Origin of the sequence: Bradyrhizobium sp. RD5-C2 (assembly GCF_019972155.1) — a bacterium.
Classification (GTDB): Bacteria; Pseudomonadota; Alphaproteobacteria; order Rhizobiales; family Xanthobacteraceae; genus Bradyrhizobium.
Genome location: NZ_BOVL01000012.1, coordinates 345,359 through 363,407 on the forward strand (window position 1 = coordinate 345,359; position 18,049 = coordinate 363,407).

Sequence of the window (18,049 nt, forward strand, 5' to 3'; positions counted from 1 at the left end):
GCTCGCCTGTCAAGCAAACCCGGACAGGACCGCAACTTATTGTACACAGGGGCTATTTTGGCCTCACCGAGGGGTCGCCACCGGGGCTGCCCGGCGGAGGAATCACCGGCGTGTTGCCGCCTTGCGGGGTCGGCGCTCGCATTTCGGGGTCGACGCCGGCCGGCGGACACAGCACGCCGTCGGATCTGGCGAGCTTGTCGCCCAAAGCTTGCCCGGTGGTGGTTCCTTCCGGAACCGCGACGCCCGGACGCGAAGGCTGCTGCGGCGCGCAATTCGCGGCGGCGCGAGACGGCGCCGGCGGCGCGGTCTGTGCCGGTGGCGTGGCTGATGTCGGCGGTGCCTGCGCCGCGGCAACGACGGGCGCCATGATCAGGGCACAGGACAAAGCGAGCGTTCGATTGATCCTCATGACGAGAAAACCGCGACGACGCGCCGATGTTCCCGGCAAAATCGCTGCAAGCCCTACGATTTGCGGAAACGGATCAGCGAGAAATGCCCCATCGGCGGCATCGGCCGGCGCTCCGCGAGACTGACGCCGCCATGCTTGGCGGCCCAATTGGTCAGCCGCTCCCACGGAAATTCCGGACGCCAGCCGAGCCGCCGCGCCAGCGGCGCGAAGGCGAGCTCGAAGACGCGGCGCGGGCCGCTCTCGGCGCCGATGTGATTGACCAAGATCAGCTCGCCGCCGGGCTTCAGCACGCGGATGAAATCGTCGAGCGTGGCTTCGGGATCCGGGACCGCGGTGATGACATATTGCGCGACCACCGCGTCGAAAAATGAATCCGGGAATGCGAGGTTCTTGGCGTCCATCACCGCCAGCGTCTCGACATTGCTGAGGCCCAGCGCATGCACGCGCTTGAGCGCCCGCCGCAACATCGGCTCGGAAATATCGACGCCGCAGAGTTTCGTGGTGCGCGCATAGTCCGACAACGACAATCCGGTGCCGACACCGACGTCGAGCACGCGCCCGCCGATCCGGTCGGCTTCCGCGATCGTCGACTGCCGGCCCTGATCGAACACCTTGCCAAACACCAGATCGTAGATCGGTGCCCAGCGGCCATACGCCTTTTCGACCCCCTCGCGGTCGATGTCCCCAGCCATTCCCCTGCCCCGATGTTTCTTCTGTCTAGCCGCGAACCGCTTCCGCGAGCGGCGCCATCGCATCCTGCGTCGCGGCCCGCACGACGCGGCTCGCGCTCGCACTTCTGATGAAGCCGCCGCCGAGCACACGCGCCTGCCCGGAGGCTGCATCATAGAACACGCAGGCCTGGCCGGGCGATACGCCCTCCTCGCCGGCGACGAGCTCGACCTCATAGCCGCCATCGACGGCGCGCAACCATGCCGGCTGCGGCGCGCGCGTCGAACGCACGCGGACATAGATCTCGATACCCTCGCCGATCACGCGGTCCAGCGCGCCGTCGCCGATCCAGTTGACGTCGCGCAGCGCGATGCGATCCATCCGCAGCGCCTCGCGAGGTCCGACCACGACCCGACGCGTCGCCGCATCGAGCTTGACCACATAGAGCGGATGGCTTGATGCGATGCCGAGGCCCTTGCGCTGGCCGACGGTGAAATGAACGATGCCCTGGTGCTGGCCGATGACATTGCCGGCGAGATCGACGATGTCGCCCGGCGCGATCGCATTCGGCTTCAGCCGTCCGATGATGTCGGTGTAGCGGCCGGTCGGCACGAAGCAGATGTCCTGGCTGTCCTGCTTGTCGGCGACCTCGAGATCGAAGCGCCGCGCCAGCTCGCGGGTCTGCGGCTTGGTCATGTCGCCGAGCGGGAAGCGCAGGAAGTCGAGCTGCTCGCGCGTGGTCGCGAACAGGAAATAGCTCTGGTCGCGATCGGCATCCGCCGCGCAGACGAGCGAGCGCGATCCGTCGACAAGCCGGCGCGAGGCGACATAATGACCGGTGGCCAGCGCCTGCGCGCCGAGCTCGCGCGCGGTCGAGAGCAGATCGCGGAACTTGACCGAGCGGTTGCACTCGATGCACGGCACCGGCGTCTCGCCGAGCGCGTAGCTGTCGGCGAAATTGTCGATCACGGATTGCTTGAAGCGGCTTTCGTAGTCGAGCACGTAATGCGGGATACCGATCCGCTCCGCGACATTGCGCGCGTCGTGGATGTCGCGGCCGGCGCAACAGGCGCCCTTGCGATGGGTCGCGGCACCATGGTTGTAGAGCTGCAGCGTGATCCCGACCACGTCATAGCCCTGCGACTTCAACAGCGCAGCCGTCACCGACGAGTCGACGCCGCCGGACATGGCAACGACGATCCGTGTGTCTTCAGGGCGGCCTTCAATATCCAGACTGTTGAGCATCTCTAAGCGGTCATTGGTCACTGTCGCGGCGAGCTTATGCGCTCCGCGACGAAATTGGAAAAAGCCTTTGTCCAGAGAGCCTTAGAACGCGTCCAAGGCCGGTTCGGTCGGTTCGGGACGCGTCGGAGGCCACCTTTAATATAGGCCGTATTCCGGCGAGGCAATCCGGCGGAATCCGCGGCTTGCCGTGCGCGGACGGCAAATCTTGCCGCCGGGCAAAAAGGAGACCCGTCGGGAACCTGTCCCGGACCGCGATAGCCGCACCTAACCGACTGAGATAGCTAGATATTTTATCAACCCGATGGTTGGCCCACTCCTTGCTGACAAAAGGCCGGAAGTCTCATTTGCGAGGGTTGGCAGTGGTCAGCGTTACGTCGGAAGCATTGGCAAGCCGGTCTTTTCAGGGCCCGACGACACGGTCGGCGCGGCCCGATCCCGCTTCGCAGGCGGGGAACGACGGCTTTGCCGCGCTGGTCGACAGCAATTCCGCGTCCACGAGCGACAACAGCAGGTACGACACCCAACCGGCGCCTGCGCGCCGGTCGGACGATTCGACCTCGACGACCGATGCACGCTCCCGCGACACCAGCACGGCCCCCGACAGCACGTCGCGGGATTCGGGCAGCTCGCGCGATGACAGCAAGGTCGACAGCGACGCGCCGCCGAAGACCAAGTCGAAATCGAAATCGGACGACTCGAAGTCGAGCACCGATGCGCAATCCACCGGCGACAAGGCCACGGCGCAAGCCGTGCCGCAACCGGATCCAGCCAATGCGGCAGCGGCCAACGCCGTGGTTGCCGTTCCCGTCGCCGCTGCAGCGGCGACCGACCCGACGGCGACGGCGACCGCGCCATCCGGCCAACCGGCGGCACCACTGGCGATCGCAGCGGCGGCCATCGCGGCAAGCGCGGCGATCGCCGGCACTGGTGCCGCTGCCGGTACCGGTGCGCCAGCCGGCGCCGACACCGCAACGGCGGCGACCACCACGGCGAACGCCGACAAGGTCGCCAAGGCGGCCGGCGTCAAGACCGAGGGACAGGCCATCACGACGGATGCGGCAACGGTTTCGGGCGCAGCGACGGCGACCGGCGATGCGACGCTCGCCGCTACCGTCGCTGCCGGAACGCCTGCCACGAAGACGACGACGCAGGCCAAGGCGCAGGTGGCCGCAAAGGACGCGACCGCGACACCGCCAACCGGCCAGGACGGAGCGGCCCAAAGCAGCAACGCCACCGCACAGGCCACTCCGACCAACATCGTTCCCGCGGCCACGCAGCCGGCGGCTGTATCCGGCAAAGCGAAGGCCACCGCAGACGGCGCAGCCGATGCCATCAAGGCCGATGCAAGCGGCGACGGCAACGCCGCTCCGACGCCGACGGCCGGCGGCCATGCGGCTGCGCAGGCCCAGCTCACCACGCCCGATGCCAGCGCGCAGGCGGCGAATGCACTCCAGCCGCAACTGCCGACCGGCCAGACGACGCCGTCGGCAACCGCGCAATTGACCGTGACCAACGCCGCGCAAACCGCCGCCGTGCCACTGAACGGGCTTGCGATGCAGATTGCTGCCTCCGCCAAGAGCGGCAAGAGCCGCTTCGAGATCCGGCTCGACCCCGCCGAGCTCGGCCGCATCGATGTCCGCATCGATGTCGATCGCAACGGCCAGGTGACCTCGCATCTCACCGTCGAACGGCCGGAAACGCTGTCGATGCTGCGCCAGGACGCCAACCAGCTACAGCGCGCACTCGACAATGCCGGCTTGTCGACCGGCAATGGCGGATTGCAGTTCAGCCTGCGCGATCAGTCGCAGTCGGGCCAGAACAACAACGGCCAGTCCAATCCGAATGCCCAGCGTTTGATCGTCGCCGAAGAGGACAACGCTCCCGCCGCAGCGGCAGGCCGCTCCTACGGCCGCAAAACCGGCGCCCTCGGCGGCGTCGATATCAGAGTGTAAGGAGTTCACCATGGCAGTCGATGCAACCATGCCGACGCCCGTCGTCTCAGCACCGGGCACCGGCAACGGAACGAGTTCTGGAAGCAGCAGCACCAGCACCAGCGGTGCGTCGACGACGACGGCGGGCATCGCAGACAATTTCCAGACCTTCCTGACGCTACTCACGACCCAGTTGAAGAACCAGAACCCACTCGACCCGCTCGACACCAACCAGTTCACCCAGCAGCTCGTGCAGTTCGCCGGCGTCGAGCAGCAGCTGAAATCCAACGATCAGCTCAAGCAGCTGATCGCGATCGAGAAGAGCGCCCAATCGACCCAGGCGCTGGTCTATGTCGGCAACACGGTGGCCGTCGACGGCAGCAAGACGCAGTTCAACAAATCCGCGACCTGGAATCTGGTATCCCCGCAAGCCACCAGCGCCACCATCACGATCACGAGCTCGACCGGCCAGACCGCCTATTCCGGCAATTTCAACCTGAAGCAGGGCAACGCCAGCTTCGTCTGGGATGGCAAGGGCAATGATGGCACGCAATGGCCGGCCGGCACCTACACGCTGACCGCCACCGGCAAGGATTCCACCGGCAAGGACCTCGCGATCTCGACCGAGATTCAGGGCGTGGTCGACTCCGTCGACCTCACCGCCTCCCCGCCGCTGCTCTCGATCGGCGGCCAGACCTACACCACCGACAAGATCAAGCGCGTGGTACGCGGCGCCACGAGTTCGAGCTAACTCAGGGCTTCGCGGCATCCTGCCGATCCGGCGTTCAGCTTCGCGGGAATCGCGCCGACGCTTTTGCGCGTTACGAGCAGCCGCTTACACCTGTCCTCCCCGCGAAAGCAGGGACCCATACTCCGCGGCTCGTGTCGTTGGCGGGACTCGGCATATCAGCAACGCGCAACAACGACCTTCGGTGGTTACGGGTCCTTGCTCCCGTGCGCAATTGCGCACTAGGCAGGGACGACACCGAATTTGCAGACCGGCCTGCCAGTCATACATCCGCGTTCTCGCGAGGGGGCTTGCGCCGTCGGGCAAATCAGTGCCGGGACCGATGCTTACCAAGCGACGTTAGCAGACATAAACAGCAATAAATCGCTGCGCGTCAGCTTCCTGTAAGCAAGCGGGCATTATCTTCAAGTTCGGCGCTTGAACGCCGATTCCGCCCTGAAACTCCGCAGCTGCCAAGCTTCGCGCTTTGACCGCCGGCAAGAGTTAGCCAGTGACCCCGACACGCCCGACCCCGCCAGACCCCGCCCAGACCCCGCCACGGCATGCGGTGACACCCCACCCGCAGCTTGCCGAGACAATGACCGAGAATGCGCGCCTCAGGACCATCGCCATCACGGTCATGCTCGAGATCGCAGTGCTTCGGGAACGGCTGCCGCCGACTGCCGGCGAGTAACAACGCGGCCGGAGTGGAGTGACAAAGCGAGGCTGTCTCGCCAAACTCACGCCCCCGAACGTCCGTCATGGCTGACAGGTCTGGCCTGTGCCGGCCACGCAACCGGCGCGGCCCGCTCCATGCGCGTGCCGCATCAATAGATACGGACGTGATTGGCCTCGAACGTAACCGGAAAGTTGTTGCGATTCTGCAAGGTCAGGATCAGCACGACGCCGACACCGCCGCGGTGATCCCAGTACACGGCCCGGTCGGTCTCGTGCAGGGGCTCCATCGAGGTCTGGTTCTTCTCGAAGTGCGGCGCGATCGATACGTCGAAAAACTCGTTCGGCGCTTTCGAATCCTTGCCCCACCAGAACGTGAACGGCTGGCTCGAATTGGCGGCGATGGTATAGGTGCCTTGCTTATGGTCGATATTGGCCATGATGTCCGGGTCCTTCGTTTTCCATTCGTCGCTCCGATACGTGACGCGCGCACACGCCGTGATCTAGCTCACTCTGCTTTGCAACCGATGCAACCGCGCCAGCGGCGTCCGTGGGCGCCAGCAAAGGATCGCTTGCAAAGAGCGTCCTGGCTGAGCGACACTTCCGGTTCCAGGTATTGCCGACCTCAATATTCGCGCGCAATGAGTTGATCGAATGAAGCAAGTTCCGAGCGATCGACGCCCCATCCATCACTCACCGGTTTTCTGGATAGGCATAGCCCTGTGCCTGGCAGCGATCGCGATCTACCTTTGGTCCGACGACCTGTCCTGGCGGCCAACACCGAGCCCGCGGTGAACAATCGACCGTCGATGGCCCTACAATCTCTTCAAGAGGTCCCTTTGATGGGCATTGCACACGTGCCGATCACGTTAGCACGGCTCAGCTGGCCACCTTTCGGGCAAGCCGAACGCCGCGCGGAGAATCGCCGAAACGAATTCGGAACGAGCGATTGAAATGCGAAACATCCGAGAAACCAACCTCCAGCGCGATATCGGAAATCCGCTGACTGCCAACGTGAGACCCGGTTAGCAATTCGAGCGCGCGCTGGAGACGCAATTCATTCAGGCGCTCGGTGAACGACGTTCCCGATGACGCCATCAGGCGCTGTAGATAGCGGGGCGAGATGCCCTGACAACGGGCGACCGTTTGAACGCTGAGCCCAGGCTCCTGAAAGTGTATGGTGATGTAGTCGAGGGCTGCATTGTGCCGCGCAGCCATGACCGCGCTCGCGCTGCTCTCGCCCAAGGCAGGGCACTCGTCGATCGCGAGTGCGACGAGATCGTGGATGTGGGTCACGATCGTATGACGAAGCTTTGGGGCGGTCAGTGCTCTCGCCTTGAGCACCGACTTCAGATAGGCCGCGAATAGCCGGAATGCTTCCTTTCGGTGCCCAATCGGCTGCATGACCAGGCTCTCGACACCGGATACGCGCTGCTCAAGCTCCGCGCGCGGCACCGCCAGACCAAGTTGCAATCCATCAACATAGGTGACGCTGGCCGCTTCAGAATGCAGGATTGCGATCGCATCACCCGCGCGAAGCTCGACGTCATGGCCGCGCTGCGACAGCCGACTTCTGCCGGGGGAGCAGAAGATGACGCCGATGGAATCATCGCCATCGGCGAGGCTCGCTCGCGAGCGCTCAAAGCGCATCGACGTGCCCTTTAGCGCGAGTATGCGCAGACCCTGAATCGTCCGTAGCGACGCATCGGCCTGGATCGGAGTGTTCGACAGCGGCTCGATGTCGGCGTGCACGACGCATCGCCCAAAGTGCTCGCGCCATAGAGGGAGACGAATACGCTCCGGAAGGTCGCGCGTCGAAAATCGATACGATGCAAAATCGGCTGCGTCCGTAGGCATGGGGACCTCCAGCCTTCACAGAGCATCAGGATGAAATGCTGCGGCACACCATTTTCATGTCTGCATTTTGCAATTCACGCACCGGCGTTCTCTCGATCCGTGCGCGCAAGTCCAAGAAGCCATGCTATCGATCTGCTAGTCTGATTTGCCTGTGATCGATGCTGATGTGAACTGGTTCACGTACCGGTCAGAATATTACGTTTATACTGATCGCGAAAGTCGCGGCCTTTATTTCTCCCTTAGGAGGAGACGGTCGCGATGGCTCTATCTGTAATTGCCGCCATCGGATTCATTGGACATCCCTGGCGACGCGCAAGCGTAGAGCAGTTGATGCCCCTGTTCGCAATTGATCCGGTTTACGGAGCCGCGGGCAGGTCATTTTTGAAAGATTGCAGATACCGATCTTATTTCGCTGCTTTAGCCAAAATCGCTAAGCAGAATGTGTCGGACATAAAGTGCCTGCGGCACTGCTGGCTTTTGGCCGCCGGTTGAAATGGTCGAAATCTGTCACGTGGGAAGTCAACCTCAGTGATCAGGAAGGCGTTCGATCATGTCCACCATATTCGACATGCTTTATCACGAGTACTGTCGTGCCCGCCTCGCCGAAATGCGAAAGCAGCTTTCGATACCGCTCGTCGGCGAAGTCCTGCAAGCGCCGCCGGAAGACGGCGATCGTTCCGGGCCCCGTGACTGCGGCTGGCAGGCAAAAGCGCCGCCAACCCTCGGGTAGCTGGAGCGTACAATCCCATGGCTTGGCCGGAGGCTGATCCGGCACGCGCATGCCCTGGAGCATCAAAAGCGTCCCGTGGACCTGTGCCCGACGGAGAGCCGTGCGCGCGCCAGACAGATCGACAAATGCATGATCGAACCCACACCTCGAAGCGATTGATCGGCGAAACTCCGCCGGAATTCAGATCGACGGATCGCGACCCGCGCATCGACGTCTGCCGCGGGATCGCGTTATGGTGGATATTTCTCGACCACATTCCAAACAACGTCGGAAGCTGGCTGACGCTGCGCAACTACGGCTTCTGCGATGCGGCCGAGATTTTCATGTTCATCTCGGGCGTGACTTGCGCGCTGGCCTACGGCAGAGCCCGTCAACGTGACGGCTGGAGGGGCATGATCGGCCGTTCGCTGCGACGGGGATGGGACATCTACGTCGCGTTCCTCCTGCTTGTGCTTGCTTGCGCCGTGCTCGTCTACGTCGCAGGCGGCGATCTTGCCGACGAGAGCAATACAACGGTTCTGTTCGAGCGCCCGGGCGCGACGCTCGCTCACGCCGCAATCCTGCAATTCCGCCCTGTCAATACCGATGTCTTGCCGGTCTTTGTGATCTGTCACGTCTTGTTCGCACCGTTGTTGTGGCTGCTGCTGCGCGCACCAAACGTGACGCTTGGCGTTTCGCTGCTGCTTTATGCGCTGGCGCATGTCTTCGGCTGGCGTGTTCCTGCCTGGCCTGACGGCTTCTGGTTCTTCAATCCGCTGGCATGGCAGTTTCTGGTCGTGTTGGGCGGATGGTACGTCGTCGAGGGGAAGACGATCCAGGAATGGATGACGTCGCGCCCTGCGCTGATCCTTTCCGCTCTCTTTCTGGTGATGAGCCTCGTCCTCGCGCTCGGCCAGGACCTCAAGGTGCTGCCGCAGGCCGTGACGGGCCTGCTCTTTCCATTGGACAAATCGAATCTGAGCCCATTGCGGCTACTGCATTTCCTGGCTCTTGCGATCGTGACGTCATGGCTCGTTCCCGCCGGTTGGCGAGGACTATCGACGCCGATCCTGCGCAGCGCGCGGTGCTGTGGCGAGAATTCGCTGCCGATCTATTGTCTTGGCGTTCTGCTGGCGCTCGTTAGCCAGCTTGATCCGCTCGACATTTCGAACCGGCTTTCGATGCAGATCGCGGTCAGTCTCGGAGGCGTCTTGATGATGATCGCCGCCGCGGCGCTCCTGAACGCGCTCAGCACCAAGCGCAAGCCTGCGGTGCGCGCGGTCGATCGGGACATTTCCGCCGCCGTTGCAAATCCCAAAGTTGAGGATCGCGCACGCAGGACCGTTCTCGATCCGCAGCTGAGAGCCGTCGCTGCTCCGTCGACGTATCGCCCTTGATCAAAATTTGAATCGCGCCGGATATCGGCCATTTGCCACGTTCGACAGGGCAGTGCCCCCTGGAGACTCGTCGTCTGGCGGCTCCGGATCGAGCGGACAAGAGCGCACGCAAAGCGATCCCGGGAACGTCTCCACGTTCCCGGGGAGTTTCGTTATCGATGCGGGGAGGAGCCGCCCCTCACTCCGATCGTCCCGCGGCGTCGAGGATCAGCCGTGCAATCGGATCGGGCTGCGAGATCAGCGCGAGATGGCTGGCCTTCACCTCGATCGTGGTGGCACCCATGCGCTTGGCCATGAAGCGTTCGAGATCCGGATTGATGGTGCGGTCCTCGGTCGAGACGGCGTAGTAGCTCGGCTTGCTGCGCCAGGCCGCGTGGCTGGTTCTGCCGGCCAGCAGTTGCTTGTGGAACGGCTGCTGCACGGCATAGAGCACCTTTGCTTTCGCCTCCGGCAGGTCGCCCGCGAAATCGCGCAGGAACGCGGCTTCGCTCAGCCGGCCCTCGTCGCCATCGAACACGATGCCGGCGCTCGCGGGCGGCGTCGGATAGGTCTTGGCCAGCGCGGTGTAGTCCTCATCCGCATCGGGTGCGCGCGCGGCGACATAGACCAGCGCCGAAACATTCGGATGCATGCCGACCTCGGTGACGATCATGCCTGAGAAGGAATGGCCGACCAGAACGGTCGGGCCATCCTGACGATCGAGCACCCGCTGCGCCGAGGCGACCGCGTCCGGCAGCGTGGTGAGCGGATTTTGCACCGACGTCACGTTGAGCCCCGCGGCCTGCAGGCGCGGAATGATTTCCGACCAGCACGAGCCGTCGGCGAACAGGCCGTGCACCAGCACGACGTTGCGCGCCTTCACCGGCGGCGTGGTTGCGGCGATGCCGCGCGAGGACACCAGTGAAGCTGCCGCGCCGGCAAGCAAGGCAGTCGAGAAGGTGCGTCTGTTCATCATCATGATAAAGGCTCGGATGGAGTGATTGAGGAAACGCGCACCTGCGGTGAGCGGACAATCTCTTCTACGCACGCAAAGGCGATTGGTTACGCGCGACGTCGCTGGGGAGATCAAGGATAGTTGAACAGGTGGGAAGCTTGACTGATGTTCACCTCGCGTGAGGTCGACGACACAGCGGGAAAACGCCCGACCGAAGGTCGGTTTCTGTTCCCAGCGGGGCTGGATCAGCCGCAGATGCGGCTTGCCAGGCGGCCAGATGGGAGGGGTTAAGACCGGCATCACACCGCTCCCAAGCGCCCAATCCGCCCCCCTGTTCCCGGCCGTTCCAACGAGAATCGTATTGAAGCCTTGGGCTTAGGCAAATTTTAAACCGGTGGGCGTAGGTTACCATCGCGAGTTCAGTGGTTGAGAGTTTGTGAGTACGCCATGACAGAACCCCATCGCCCGAGGGTGAAATACGTCATCGGGCCTGACGGCAGCCCGTTAACGATTGCGGACCTGCCGGCCCCCGGTACCAAGCGGTGGGTCATCCGCCGCAAGGCCGAAGTCGTCGCTGCGGTCCGCGGCGGCCTGCTCTCCCTTGAGGAGGCCTGCAGCCGCTACACGTTGACCGTCGATGAATTCCTTTCCTGGCAGTTCTCGATCGACCAGCATGGTCTGGCCGGACTGCGGACCACACGTATCCAGCAGTACCGGCAGTAAGTTTCGCCAAAACAGTGGTATTTGACGAAAACCGGCCTCGCTTTGCGAAGCCGGTTTTTTTCATGTCCGCGTTTTTGCCGCGGTTCTTAACCTTCGTTAACCATATGGAAACCATACCCTAGGCAATATTTGCCCAGTCGGACCCGCTTGGGCCGAATCCCTGGGGGCCGTTGGTGCAAAGTCTGGTTGCTTTCTTCAGAGGTCTAGGTGCGGCCCGCCTCGCGGCCATGGTTGCGGTCACGGCAGCCCTGATCGGTTTCTTCGCCTTCGTCATCATGCGCGTCACCACGCCCCAGATGACCACCCTGTTCACCGACCTGTCGACCGAGGATTCCTCGGCCATTATCAAGGAGCTGGAGCGCCAGGCGATCCCGTTCGAGCTGCGCAGCGACGGCGCCGCGATCATGGTGCCGAAGGACAAGGTGACGCGGCTCCGGATGAAGCTCGCCGAGGGCGGCATGCCCAAGGGCGGCGGCGTCGGCTACGAGATCTTCGACAAGTCGGACGCGCTCGGCACCACGAGCTTCGTCCAGAACATCAATCATCTGCGCGCGCTGGAGGGTGAGCTGGCCCGCACCATCCGCGCCATCGACCGCGTCCAGGCCGCGCGCGTCCACCTCGTGCTGCCGGAAAAGCCGCTATTCTCGCGCGAGACGCCGGAACCATCGGCCTCGATCGTGCTCAGGGTGCGCGGCGCGCTGGAACCGCAGCAGATCCGCGCGATCCGCCACGTCGTCGCCTCCGCCGTCAACGGGCTGAAGCCGCAGCGGGTCTCGATCGTCGACGAGGCCGGCCAGCTGCTCGCCGACGGCGCCCAATCCGATGCCGATGCCGCGGTCGGTGACGAGCGCCGCGCCGCCTTCGAGAAGCGGATGCGCAAGCAGGTCGAGGACATCGTCTCCTCGGTGGTCGGCGCCGGGCGCGCCCGCGTCCAGCTCTCCGCCGACTTCGACTACAACAAGATCACCCAGACCTCGGACAAGTTCGACCCCGAAGGCCGCGTGCTGCGCTCGACCCAGACCCGTGAGGAATCGAGCGCCACCGCCGACAATTCCGGCCAGGTCACCGTCAACAACGAACTGCCGGGTAACCAGAACCAGGACAACGCGGTCCGCGCCCGCGACCAGAGCAAGAAGAGCGAGGAAACCAACAATTACGAGATTTCCCGCACCACCAAGACCGAGGTGACCGAAGCCGGCCGCGTCAACCGCATCTCGGTCGCGGTGCTGGTCGACGGCGCCTACGCCAAGAACGAAAAAGGCGAGATGGTCTACCAGGACCGCTCCAAGGAGCAGCTCGACCGCATCGCCGCCCTGGTCCGCTCCGCGATCGGGTTCGACCAGAAGCGCGGCGACCAGGTCGAGGTCGTCAACCTGCGCTTCGCCGAGCCGCCGACCGCGCAGCCGATCGCCGAGCCGACCGGCCTGCTCGGCATGCTGCAGTTCACCAAGGATGACGTGATGTATGTCATCGAGCTCGGCGTCATGATGATGCTCGGCCTCGTCGTGCTGTTCATGGTGGTGCGCCCGCTGGTCAAGCGCATCGTGGCGGCCGACGTGATCCCGGCGCTGGCCGGCGGTGCGGGCCTGCCCGCGCTCGCCGAAGCCCATGCCGAGAGCGCCGGTGCATCCAGCCAGGCGCTGATCCCGAGCGGCAGCGGCGCGGCGCAATTGATCGACGTCGCCCAGATCCAGGGCCAGGTCCACGCCCAGGCCGTGCACCGGGTCGGCGAACTCGCCGAACGCAATCCGAACGAGACCGTCTCCATCGTGCGTCAATGGCTGAGCGAGCCGGTGGAGAACTGACATGGCCGCCGTACCCCAGACCACCAACGCCAACGACATCGCCACCGTCCTCTCGACGCTGGCGAGCCGGCAGAGCGGCCGCGCCAAGGGCAAGCCGCTGCCCGGCCCGAAGCGCGCCGCGATCCTGATGCTCGCACTCGGCGAGCAGTACGGCGGCAAGATCTGGTCGATGCTCGACGACGAGGAGGTCCGCGAGCTGTCGGTCCACATGTCGACGCTCGGCACCGTCGAGGCCGACGTGGTCGAGGATTTGATGCTGGAATTCGTCTCGCGGATGTCGGCCTCAGGCGCGCTGATGGGCAATTTCGACGCCACCGAACGGCTGCTGCAGCAATATCTTCCGGCCGAGCGCGTCACCGGCATCATGGACGAGATCCGCGGCCCCGCCGGGCGCAACATGTGGGAGAAGCTCTCCAACGTGCAGGAAGAGGTGCTCGCCAACTACCTCAAGAACGAATACCCGCAGACCATCGCCGTGGTGCTGTCGAAACTGAAGCCGGAGCACGCCGCGCGCGTGCTGGCGATCCTGCCTGAGGACATCGCGCTCGACGTGGTCGGCCGCATGCTGCGGATGGAAGCGGTGCAGAAGGAAGTGATCGAGCGCGTCGAGCAGACGCTGCGCACCGAGTTCATGTCGAACCTGTCGCAGACCCGCCGGCGCGACGCCCATGAGGTGATGGCCGAGATCTTCAACAATTTCGACCGCCAGACCGAGACCCGCTTCATCACCTCGCTGGAAGAGGAAAACCGCGAATCCGCCGAGCGCATCAAGGCGCTGATGTTCACCTTCGACGACCTGATCAAGCTCGATTCCGCCTCGGCCCAGACGCTGATGCGCAACATCGACAAGGACAAGCTCGGCGTCGCGCTGAAGAGCGCCAACGAGGAGGTGCGCAGCTTCTTCCTCGGCAACATGTCCTCGCGCGCCGGCAAGATGCTGATGGACGACATGGCCGCGATGGGCCCGGTGCGGCTGCGCGACGTCGACGAGGCCCAGGCGCTCTTGGTCAACCTCGCCAAGGACCTCGCCGCCCGCGGCGAGATCACGCTGACCAAGAACCGCGCCGACGACGAGCTGGTGTACTGATGGCCGCACCCGCGAAATTCCTGTTCGACACCGACTTCTCGGCGCCGGACCGTTCGCGCGAGCGCGCGCCGACCCCGGCCGAGGTCGCGCAGAAGGTCGCCGACGCCGAGGCCCGCGCCTATCGCGCCGGCTACGAGGCCGCGCTGCGCGAGGCCAAGGTCGAGAGCGACCGCCGCGCCGCGCAGGCGCTGGAAGAGATCGGCACCGCGATCAAGGGCATCGCCGCCCGCTTTGGCGGCATCGAGACGCGGATGGAGACCGAGGCCGTGGATGTCGCGGTCGCGGTCGCCCGCAAGCTCTGCTCCGAACTGGTTGCACGCGAGCCGCTCGGCGAGATCACCGCGCTGGTCTCCGACTGCTTCTCGCATCTGGTGGCGACGCCGCATCTCGTGGTCCGCATCAATGACGCGCTCTACGAGGCGGCGCACGACAATATCGAGCGGATGGCCGCGCATTCCGGCTTCCAGGGCCGGCTGGTGATCCTGGCCGAGCCCACGATTGCGACCGGCGACTGCCGGATCGAATGGGCCGACGGCGGCGTGGTGCTGGAACGCGCCGCGATCGAAAGCAAGATCAACGAACTCGTCGGGCGCTATCTGGCGTCCCGCGGCCAGACCGGCTGAAGGATTGAGGGCTGAACCATGAGCGACACCGACACCCACGTCCCGCTTCCCGATCTCAACGCCGCCAACGCGCCCGGGATCGACGACATCGGCTACAACGAGGACGAAAATGCCGCGCGCATCGCCGCCGATCTCGAGGCCGTGTTCGACGTGCCGGTGCAGGTCTCGGCAGTGCTCGGCCGCTCCAAGATGGACGTCGGCGACCTCTTGAAGCTCGGACCGGGCACCGTGCTCGAGCTCGACCGCCGCGTCGGCGAGGCGATCGACATCTACGTCAACAACCGCCTGGTGGCGCGTGGTGAAGTGGTGCTCGTGGAAGACAAGCTCGGCGTGACCATGACCGAAATCATCAAGGCAGAACGCTCGTAACAAACGCACGGTAGCGCGCGGAACCTGCGCGACCAGACGAACAGGAGATCATCATGCGGCTTCTCATCGTTGGCACCCTGAAGGGCCAGCTCACGACCGCGACCAAGATCGCGATGGACAACGGCGCCTCGGTGACTCACGCCGAGGCCGCCGAGCAGGCGATGAACGTGCTGCGCAGCGGCAAGGGCGCCGACCTCCTGCTGGTCGATGTCGGCCTCGACATCCGCGACCTCGTGATGCGGCTCGAGGCCGAACACATCCACGTGCCGATCGTCGCCTGCGGCATCTCCAACGATGCCCGCGCCGCGGTTGCCGCGATCCATGCCGGCGCCAAGGAATACATCCCGCTGCCGCCCGACCCCGAGCTGATCGCAGCGGTGCTCGCCGCGGTCGCCAACGACGCACGCGATCTGATCTATCGCGACGAGGCGATGGGCCGGGTGATCAAGCTCGCGCAGCAGATCGCGGGCTCCGACGCTTCCGTGATGATCACCGGCGAGTCCGGCACCGGCAAGGAAGTGCTGGCGCGCTATGTCCATTCCCGCTCGGCCCGCGCCAAGCGGCCGTTCATCTCGATCAACTGCGCGGCGATCCCGGAGCACCTCTTGGAATCCGAGCTGTTCGGCCATGAGAAAGGCGCCTTCACCGGCGCAGTGGCGCGCCGCATCGGCAAGTTCGAGGAAGCGACCGGCGGCACGCTGCTGCTCGATGAAATCTCAGAGATGGATGTCCGCCTGCAGTCCAAGCTGCTGCGCGCGATTCAGGAGCGCGTGATCGACCGCGTCGGCGGCACCAAGCCGGTCCCGGTCGATATCCGCATCATCGCGACCTCGAACCGCAATCTGTCGGAGGCGGTGCGCGAGGGTAGCTTCCGCGAGGACCTGCTGTTCCGCCTCAACGTCGTCAACCTGAAGATCCCGCCGCTGCGCGATCGTCCGGCCGACATCCTCGAGCTGGCGCAGCATTTCGCCAAGAAATATGCCGAAGCCAACGGCGTGGCGGTCCGTCCGATCTCTGCCGACGCCCGCCGCGTCCTGACCGCGAACCGCTGGCAGGGCAACGTCCGCGAGCTCGAGAACACCATCCATCGCTCGGTCCTGATGGCGCAGGGCGACGAGATCGGTGCGGACGCGATCCTGACCCCCGACGGCGATCGCCTCGACCTCGCCAAGACCGCGCCCGCGGTCGCGCACGCCACGCTGGCCGCGGAGCAGGTCACCCGCGCGCTGGTCGGCCGCACCGTTGCCGACGTCGAACGCGACCTGATCCTGGAAACGCTGAAGCACTGCCTCGGCAACCGCACCCATGCCGCCAACATCCTCGGCATCTCGATCCGCACGCTGCGCAACAAGCTGAACGAATATGCCGACGGCGGCATCCCGATCACCCCGGCCGGCAATGGCGCGCCCGATTATCAGCGCATGGCAAGCGCCGGCTGAGAAAGAAGAGCGGCGGACCAAACCCGCCGCGACTGCCGCGCCTCACGAATAGTTGGGCGCATCGGGCCTGCGAAAGATCCGGATCGGATCGCCGGGTGTGATGTCGCGGCCGGTGAAAGTCACATACGCATAGAGCGCGAGATAAGCGACGGCGATTGCGCCGACGAGATAGAACAGCCAGGCTCCCACGCGCTTCATCGAACCGTCACGTCTGCGAAACATCCGCGGCTTTTAGTGCGCTTGCCGGCAAAGCGCCACGGCCAACATGCCGCGCCAGCCCCCTTGCCGTTCCCCTTGCCACTCATCCCTTGAGTCTTGCGGGCAGTTGCCGCATTCAATCTTCTATTGTGCTTTTGTATTTCGACAACTGGAGAGCGATATGGCCCTTTACGTGCAGACAAGCGGCACCCTGTCCACCAACTCCGCTTCCTTTACACCGATCAATGGCCTCGCGATAACGCTCCCCGAGGGCGTCGGCGTTACCGCCATCATCATCCTGAACGTCCCGTTCCCGTACGCCACGGGCAACGATACGCCCGGCGGGAGCTTCGGGATCACCGTCAACGGCGTGATGTCCGGGGTCGTCGCGGGCTTCACCTACAACGAGCCGGTCCCGCAAGCCAGCGGCCGTGTCCCGACGACACTGGTGGCCGGCATCCCGCTCAGCAATGCCCCTCAAACCATTCAGGCCGTCTGGTCCAGCGTCCGCGGCAGCAACGTGATCATCGACACGCCCGCGACCTTGACCGCGATCATGAGCTAGAGCTGCGGTTCTGATTGAATCAGAACCGAAGCTCTAGTTTCTTGTTTTGACGCGTTTTCTTCACGCGAACCGGTGCCCACTTCGCTCGAAAGCGCTCTAACGCACGCCCCGGGCGTGAACGTGGCGTGACGGCAGGCTGACCTCGGCCAATCTGGCGGCGTCTTCGTCGCGGTCGATCGCGACATATTCGCCGTGCCAATACGCCAGCGCGGCGGTGCGCTCCGATGCGATCACATCGAGCACGCGACCGATGACGATCGCGTGCGAATGCCGCTCGATGACCTCCTCGACCTCACAGTCGATCGCTGCCAGCGCGCCGACCAGCAACGGCACGCCCGAGGCGCGCGTCGTCCATTCGGCGCCAGTGAACCGATCGGCGCCCTTCAGGCCGCCCTTGCCTGTGAAGCGCTCGGCGATGTCGAGCTGATCCGCGGTCAGGATGTTGACGCCGAACACGCCATGGCGCGCGATCAGAGGCCATGACGAGGCGGCGCGGTTGATGCTGACGATCAGCGACGGCGGCTCGACCGACAGCGACGACACCGAGGTCACCGTCATTCCCGAGATCTCCTTGCCCCGGCCGGCCGTGATGACGCTGACGCCGCCGGTGAGATGGCGCATCGCGCCACGGAATTCATCGGGCGCCACCGCGGGCTCGATCGAAACATTGCGGACGATGGAATTCAT

Annotated in this window: 20 protein-coding genes; 12 read left to right on the forward strand and 8 right to left on the reverse strand. The window is 64.5% G+C overall.

From position 1 onward, the window contains the following. Positions 1–52 precede the first annotated feature (52 nt). From BraRD5C2_RS15885 to mnmA, 3 genes are read right to left on the reverse strand one after another with little or no spacing between them, the layout of a single operon-like run. On the reverse strand, positions 53–409 hold the full coding sequence (locus BraRD5C2_RS15885) for a hypothetical protein (protein ID WP_223969648.1): 357 nt from the start codon (positions 407–409) through the stop codon (positions 53–55). A gap of 53 nt (positions 410–462) precedes the next feature. Beyond that, on the reverse strand, positions 463–1,101 hold the full coding sequence (locus tag BraRD5C2_RS15890; RefSeq protein ID WP_374707998.1) for a class I SAM-dependent methyltransferase: 639 nt from the start codon (positions 1,099–1,101) through the stop codon (positions 463–465). Positions 1,102–1,126: 25 nt separating this feature from the next. Next, positions 1,127–2,323 (reverse strand): tRNA 2-thiouridine(34) synthase MnmA, encoded by a 1,197-nt coding sequence (mnmA, locus tag BraRD5C2_RS15895; protein ID WP_223969650.1) that lies wholly within the window; start codon positions 2,321–2,323, stop codon positions 1,127–1,129. 359 nt (positions 2,324–2,682) lie between these two features. Between mnmA and BraRD5C2_RS15905 the strand changes: the two genes are divergently transcribed. From BraRD5C2_RS15905 to BraRD5C2_RS15915, 3 genes are all read left to right on the forward strand, one after another. After that, the gene (locus BraRD5C2_RS15905) at positions 2,683–4,275 is read left to right on the forward strand and encodes a flagellar hook-length control protein FliK (RefSeq protein WP_463671633.1); all 1,593 of its coding nucleotides are present in this window, start codon (positions 2,683–2,685) and stop codon (positions 4,273–4,275) included. Between the two features lie 10 nt (positions 4,276–4,285). Further along, on the forward strand, positions 4,286–5,005 hold the full coding sequence (locus BraRD5C2_RS15910; RefSeq protein WP_223969653.1) for a flagellar hook assembly protein FlgD: 720 nt from the start codon (positions 4,286–4,288) through the stop codon (positions 5,003–5,005). Positions 5,006–5,492: 487 nt separating this feature from the next. Further along, the gene (locus tag BraRD5C2_RS15915; RefSeq protein ID WP_223969654.1) at positions 5,493–5,675 is read left to right on the forward strand and encodes a hypothetical protein; all 183 of its coding nucleotides are present in this window, start codon (positions 5,493–5,495) and stop codon (positions 5,673–5,675) included. Between the two features lie 133 nt (positions 5,676–5,808). On the opposite strand, the gene BraRD5C2_RS15920 is transcribed toward BraRD5C2_RS15915, so the two are convergent. Continuing rightward, complete coding sequence (locus tag BraRD5C2_RS15920; protein WP_176533406.1) at positions 5,809–6,096, reverse strand: hypothetical protein; 288 nt, start codon at positions 6,094–6,096, stop codon at positions 5,809–5,811. 439 nt (positions 6,097–6,535) lie between these two features. Beyond that, entirely contained in the window at positions 6,536–7,513 is a 978-nt protein-coding gene (locus tag BraRD5C2_RS15925; protein ID WP_223969655.1) for a helix-turn-helix transcriptional regulator, read from the reverse strand. Positions 7,514–8,063: 550 nt separating this feature from the next. Between BraRD5C2_RS15925 and BraRD5C2_RS15930 the strand changes: the two genes are divergently transcribed. Together BraRD5C2_RS15930 and BraRD5C2_RS15935 are read left to right on the forward strand one after the other, a co-directional pair. Further along, the gene (locus BraRD5C2_RS15930; protein WP_223969656.1) at positions 8,064–8,243 is read left to right on the forward strand and encodes a hypothetical protein; all 180 of its coding nucleotides are present in this window, start codon (positions 8,064–8,066) and stop codon (positions 8,241–8,243) included. 155 nt (positions 8,244–8,398) lie between these two features. Then, positions 8,399–9,619 carry an OpgC family protein gene (locus BraRD5C2_RS15935; RefSeq protein WP_374707999.1) on the forward strand — a complete coding sequence of 407 codons (1,221 nt, stop codon included), beginning with the start codon at positions 8,399–8,401 and terminating at the stop codon, positions 9,617–9,619. A 178-nt stretch (positions 9,620–9,797) separates the two neighbouring features. On the opposite strand, the gene BraRD5C2_RS15940 is transcribed toward BraRD5C2_RS15935, so the two are convergent. Further along, positions 9,798–10,577, reverse strand: a complete 780-nt coding sequence (locus BraRD5C2_RS15940) for an alpha/beta fold hydrolase (protein WP_223969657.1) — start codon at positions 10,575–10,577, stop codon at positions 9,798–9,800. Between the two features lie 423 nt (positions 10,578–11,000). Here BraRD5C2_RS15940 and sciP point away from each other — a divergent pair, with 423 nt between their 5' ends. From sciP to flbD, 6 genes are all read left to right on the forward strand, one after another. Continuing rightward, positions 11,001–11,276, forward strand: a complete 276-nt coding sequence (gene sciP, locus BraRD5C2_RS15945; protein WP_002714638.1) for a CtrA inhibitor SciP — start codon at positions 11,001–11,003, stop codon at positions 11,274–11,276. Between the two features lie 227 nt (positions 11,277–11,503). Beyond that, entirely contained in the window at positions 11,504–13,081 is a 1,578-nt protein-coding gene (gene fliF / locus BraRD5C2_RS15950; RefSeq protein WP_374708006.1) for a flagellar basal-body MS-ring/collar protein FliF, read from the forward strand. Between the two features lies 1 nt (position 13,082). After that, positions 13,083–14,168: a flagellar motor switch protein FliG gene (gene fliG, locus BraRD5C2_RS15955; RefSeq protein ID WP_223969659.1), complete on the forward strand. Its 1,086-nt coding sequence runs from the start codon at positions 13,083–13,085 to the stop codon at positions 14,166–14,168. Continuing rightward, the gene (locus BraRD5C2_RS15960; protein WP_223969660.1) at positions 14,168–14,791 is read left to right on the forward strand and encodes a FliH/SctL family protein; all 624 of its coding nucleotides are present in this window, start codon (positions 14,168–14,170) and stop codon (positions 14,789–14,791) included. The genes fliG and BraRD5C2_RS15960 overlap by 1 nt, the downstream gene beginning before the upstream one ends. A gap of 18 nt (positions 14,792–14,809) precedes the next feature. Continuing rightward, positions 14,810–15,160 carry a flagellar motor switch protein FliN gene (gene fliN, locus BraRD5C2_RS15965; protein ID WP_223969661.1) on the forward strand — a complete coding sequence of 117 codons (351 nt, stop codon included), beginning with the start codon at positions 14,810–14,812 and terminating at the stop codon, positions 15,158–15,160. A 53-nt stretch (positions 15,161–15,213) separates the two neighbouring features. Beyond that, on the forward strand, positions 15,214–16,599 hold the full coding sequence (gene flbD, locus BraRD5C2_RS15970; RefSeq protein WP_223969662.1) for a sigma-54-dependent transcriptional regulator FlbD: 1,386 nt from the start codon (positions 15,214–15,216) through the stop codon (positions 16,597–16,599). A 42-nt stretch (positions 16,600–16,641) separates the two neighbouring features. Here the strand turns inward: flbD and BraRD5C2_RS15975 are convergent, their stop codons facing one another. Continuing rightward, on the reverse strand, positions 16,642–16,797 hold the full coding sequence (locus BraRD5C2_RS15975; protein WP_223969663.1) for a hypothetical protein: 156 nt from the start codon (positions 16,795–16,797) through the stop codon (positions 16,642–16,644). Between the two features lie 181 nt (positions 16,798–16,978). Here BraRD5C2_RS15975 and BraRD5C2_RS15980 point away from each other — a divergent pair, with 181 nt between their 5' ends. Continuing rightward, complete coding sequence (locus BraRD5C2_RS15980; RefSeq protein ID WP_223969664.1) at positions 16,979–17,362, forward strand: hypothetical protein; 384 nt, start codon at positions 16,979–16,981, stop codon at positions 17,360–17,362. 96 nt (positions 17,363–17,458) lie between these two features. On the opposite strand, the gene BraRD5C2_RS15985 is transcribed toward BraRD5C2_RS15980, so the two are convergent. Continuing rightward, positions 17,459–18,049, reverse strand: coding sequence for a flavin reductase family protein (locus tag BraRD5C2_RS15985; RefSeq protein WP_223969665.1), 591 nt, complete (start codon positions 18,047–18,049; stop codon positions 17,459–17,461).